At 34.4% G+C, this 3,684-nt stretch carries 4 protein-coding genes and 2 pseudogenes; 1 reads left to right on the forward strand and 5 read right to left on the reverse strand.

Translation table 11 applies throughout. From position 1 onward, the window contains the following. From AB0M26_RS31495 to AB0M26_RS31510, 4 genes and pseudogenes are all read right to left on the reverse strand, one after another. Positions 1 to 242 (reverse strand): annotated as a pseudogene (locus AB0M26_RS31495) (IS6 family transposase); the annotation flags it as partial. Between the two features lie 271 nt (positions 243 to 513). Further along, positions 514 to 729 (reverse strand): helix-turn-helix transcriptional regulator, encoded by a 216-nt coding sequence (locus AB0M26_RS31500; RefSeq protein ID WP_101913440.1) that lies wholly within the window; start codon positions 727 to 729, stop codon positions 514 to 516. Then, positions 726 to 1,037 (reverse strand): DUF6442 family protein, encoded by a 312-nt coding sequence (locus AB0M26_RS31505; RefSeq protein ID WP_349221543.1) that lies wholly within the window; start codon positions 1,035 to 1,037, stop codon positions 726 to 728. The genes AB0M26_RS31500 and AB0M26_RS31505 overlap by 4 nt, the downstream gene beginning before the upstream one ends. 204 nt (positions 1,038 to 1,241) lie before the next feature. Beyond that, entirely contained in the window at positions 1,242 to 1,922 is a 681-nt protein-coding gene (locus AB0M26_RS31510; RefSeq protein ID WP_365266382.1) for an IS6 family transposase, read from the reverse strand. A 168-nt stretch (positions 1,923 to 2,090) separates the two neighbouring features. Here AB0M26_RS31510 and AB0M26_RS31515 point away from each other — a divergent pair, with 168 nt between their 5' ends. Further along, complete coding sequence (locus tag AB0M26_RS31515) at positions 2,091 to 3,389, forward strand: polysaccharide deacetylase family protein (RefSeq protein WP_014017385.1); 1,299 nt, start codon at positions 2,091 to 2,093, stop codon at positions 3,387 to 3,389. A gap of 100 nt (positions 3,390 to 3,489) precedes the next feature. Here the strand turns inward: AB0M26_RS31515 and AB0M26_RS31520 are convergent. Continuing rightward, a pseudogene (locus AB0M26_RS31520) lies at positions 3,490 to 3,585 on the reverse strand (IS6 family transposase); the annotation flags it as partial. Between the last annotated feature and the right edge of the window lie 99 nt (positions 3,586 to 3,684).

Raw genomic sequence — 3,684 nt, forward strand, 5'->3', positions numbered from 1 at the left:
TTGATGTACGTTTCATCCATTTTCCATGAATAAAAGGATTTTTTATTTTTCTTTTTCCAGAGATGATAGAGGACTTTACCGTATTCTTGTACCCAACGATAAATAGTTGTGTGACAAACGTTAATCCCACGATCATAAAGGAGTTCTTGAATTTCACGATAGCTTAGATTGTAACGCAGGTAATAACCAACAGCGACAATAATCACATCTTTTTGAAATTGTTTACCTTTAAAATAGTTCATTGATATATCCTCGCTGTCATTTTTATTCATTTTACACTAAAATAGACTTATCAGAAAACTTTGCAACAGAACCGATTTCTCAATCTTAGGTTTCACGATTTCAACATCACGAATTTCAACTGTCAACTGTTTTTCCTCACCAGTTTTAGTTTTTCCTGTTACTTGCATAAAGACTCTCCTTGCTATTTCACTAATATAAGAACGCAAACTCTGACATTTGCGCCCCTAAAATAAAAAAGACCTAAGTCGTTTTAATATACTTAAGTCTTCACTACTCAAAATAGAATAATTTTTCAAATTCTATATCCAACGCTATACAAAGTAATAATGCTAATTTAGCAGATGGAACGTACTCATAGGTTTCTATATTGCTAATTGTCTGTCTCGAAACACCAACAATTTTAGCCAAATTACTCTGGTTTATTTGTTTTTCAGCACGAGCCACTTTTAACCTATTCTTTAACTCAAGTTTTCCTTTATCCCTCATTTAAAAATTCCACTCATTAAATTCCAGCCCATCACAGAAACAGCAATTAATAATACTACAATTACTATGATGTTAGTCATCGACCTCTTCTTTTTGAACAGATATATTTCATGTCCCAAAGCCAAAAGTAATAACATAAAAAACAAATCGTCTATAGATTCATTTTTTAGCAACCTAATTGTGAAAATAAACAGCCAAGCAAGTAACAACATAATATAGTGTACTATTGACATATTTCTCCACTTCGATAGTTTACCCTCATCTTGACTTTCTTGTTGTGCCATTTGTAAAATCTTCTTATTATTCATTTCTTCTCTTCCTCTCTATGAATAAAGTATAACACTTTACAAGTAAACTTGTCAACTATATAAGCAAACTTGTTAAAGATATAAGTAAACTTGTCAAAAACAAAGTATGAAAAGTCCGTAAAAAATTAAGAAGCTCTCAATCATATAATTGGTTCTGTTGCAAAGTTTAAAAATCAAATACAAGGTTTATAATCCTTCTTGTTCTTAATCTAATATTCCCATTAAGACCTTAATCTCAGTAGATACCGAAAATCCGAAGAGCGTTCCATTTCTTCGGTTCTTTTTGTATATTCCTCGAATTGTTTCCATGCCCTTAATCGTGGTTGAGGCAGTTCGTAGACTTCGATAAAATTTATTGCGTCGTTTGATTGGTCGATGGTCTTGCTCAATGAGGTTATTGAGATACTTCACGGTTCGATGCTCTGTCTTAGTATATAAACCGTTACTCTGTAACTTTCTAAATTCAGAACCAATAGAGGGCGCTTTATCCGTGACAATTACTCTTGGTTGACCAAACTGTTTATGTAGTCGTTTCAAGAACGCATAAGCAGCTTGAGTATCCCGTTTCTTTCGTAACCAGATGTCTAAAGTCAATCCATCCGCATCAATTGCACGATAGAGATAATGCCAATTACCTTTAATTTTGATGTACGTTTCATCCATTTTCCATGAATAAAAGGATTTTTTATTTTTCTTTTTCCAAATTTGATAGAGTAGTTTGCCATATTCTTGCACCCAACGATAAATCGTCGTATGAGAAACGTTAATGCCACGATCATATAAGATTTCTTGAACTTCACGATAGCTAAGGTTATAACGAAGATAGTAGCCCACGGCTACAATAATCACATCCTGCTGAAATTGCTTTTCTTTAAAATGATTCATCGTCATTCCTCCTGCTATCTTTTTCTATTATTCTACCTTATTTGATAGTAGATTTAAAACTTTGCAACAGAACCCTATATTCGTTACAATGGTTATGGGAAGTTTTTCAAAAGGTTAAGAAAAGCTTACGGGGGTTTTTGAAATCAAAAAGTAGTAGGGGACGATAAAATGAAACATACACACAAAATCATATTGGCTGTCACTTCTGTATGCACTGTTATTATTCTAGGTGTAAGTATCTTTTTTGTTACACAAGCAGTAACAAACAATAAATTAGAAAACACTAGTCAAACAACTCAACACTCAAGCAGCAGCTCAAAACCTGTTGAAGATAAACAAACGACGAAACAGCTTGATCAAGCAAAACAGCTTGCTGCAAGTTATCATTATGATGAAGCCATCGCCTTACTTGAAAAAGACGACGCCAAAGAAGCGCAACAATTGTTAGCAACTTTGAAAAAAGAAAAAGAATCCTTGGTAAAATGGGAAGACCCGACCAAAATCTCACACGTCTTCTTTCATAGTCTGATTGTTGATCCAGCTAAGGCTTTTCATACCCAGCAAGCACAAGGGTATAAAGATTATATGGTCACTATTTCCGAATTCAATAAAACCATTGATCAGTTATATAAAAATAACTATGTTCTTGTTAATCTAAATGGATTAGTCAAAAAAGGAACAGATGGAAAACTGACCTTTACAGGTGTTTCTCTTCCAGAAGGAAAGAAACCGTTAATTCTTTCGCAAGACGATGTCAGCTATTATGAATACATGGACAATTCAGGATTTCCAAGTAAGTTGATTGTCGATAAACAGAACCAAATCAAGAATATTTATATCGACAATAAGAAGGAAACTGTTGGTGACTATGATATGGTTCCATTGATCGATTCATTCATTAAAAAACATCCCGATTTTTCTTATCAAGGCGCCAAAGGAACATTAGCTTTAACAGGCTATAATGGTGTATTAGGTTACCGTACATCAAAATCAGAATATGGTGATAACGAAAAAACAAACAAAGAAATCGAAGCAGCCAAAAAAGTTGCTGATCAATTAAAGAAAGATGGTTGGAGTTTTGCTTCTCATACTTGGGGACACTTGAATATGACACAAGCTTCTTTAGCCGATATCCAACAAGATAATGAACGTTGGCAAAATGAAGTTGCACCTATTTTAGGCAAAACAAATATTTTGATCTACCCATTTGGCGCTGACATCAGCGATTGGCAACCTTATTCTGAAGCAAATCAAAAATTTGCTTACTTGAAACAACAAGGATTTGATATCTTCTGCAATGTCGATGCCTCAACTCCTGCATGGGGACAACTAGGAACTGACTACTACCGTAACGCCAGAATCAATATTGACGGTATCCGTTTCGAAGCTGACCTAAAAGGAGAAAATCCAATACTTGATCAATTTATCAACGTCAAAGAAGTGTATGACCAAAAAGATCGAGGATAGAGGTTGTGAAAGAAGCGTCCAGCTCCGAGCAAATAAGAACTAGATTTCTAAAATAGTTTCTCATATTTTGGAAATCTAGCGCTTATTGCTGAGGAGTTGCTTCTTGAACACCGTGGATAAGGTTATAACGAAGATAGTAGCCCACGGCTACAATAATCACATCCTGCTGAAATTGCTTTCCTTTAAAATGATTCATCGTCATTCCTCCTGCTATCTTTTTCTATTATTCTACCTTATTTGATAGTAGATTTAAAACTTTGCAACAGAACCTCGATTTGCTTTATGCAAACGCCAC

It is taken from the genome of Streptomyces sp. NPDC051776 (assembly GCF_040681345.1).
In the GTDB taxonomy this organism is placed as follows: Bacteria; Actinomycetota; Actinomycetes; order Streptomycetales; family Streptomycetaceae; genus Streptomyces.

Excerpts from the sequence above, each read along its gene's own strand:
- AB0M26_RS31500 (WP_101913440.1), bottom strand. The coding sequence starts at position 729 with ATGAGGGATAAAGGAAAACTTGAGTTAAAGAATAGGTTAAAAGTGGCT.
- AB0M26_RS31510 (WP_365266382.1), bottom strand. The coding sequence starts at position 1,922 with ATGAATCATTTTAAAGAAAAGCAATTTCAGCAGGATGTGATTATTGTA.
- AB0M26_RS31515 (WP_014017385.1), top strand. The coding sequence starts at position 2,091 with ATGAAACATACACACAAAATCATATTGGCTGTCACTTCTGTATGCACT.
- AB0M26_RS31505 (WP_349221543.1), bottom strand. The coding sequence starts at position 1,037 with ATGAATAATAAGAAGATTTTACAAATGGCACAACAAGAAAGTCAAGAT.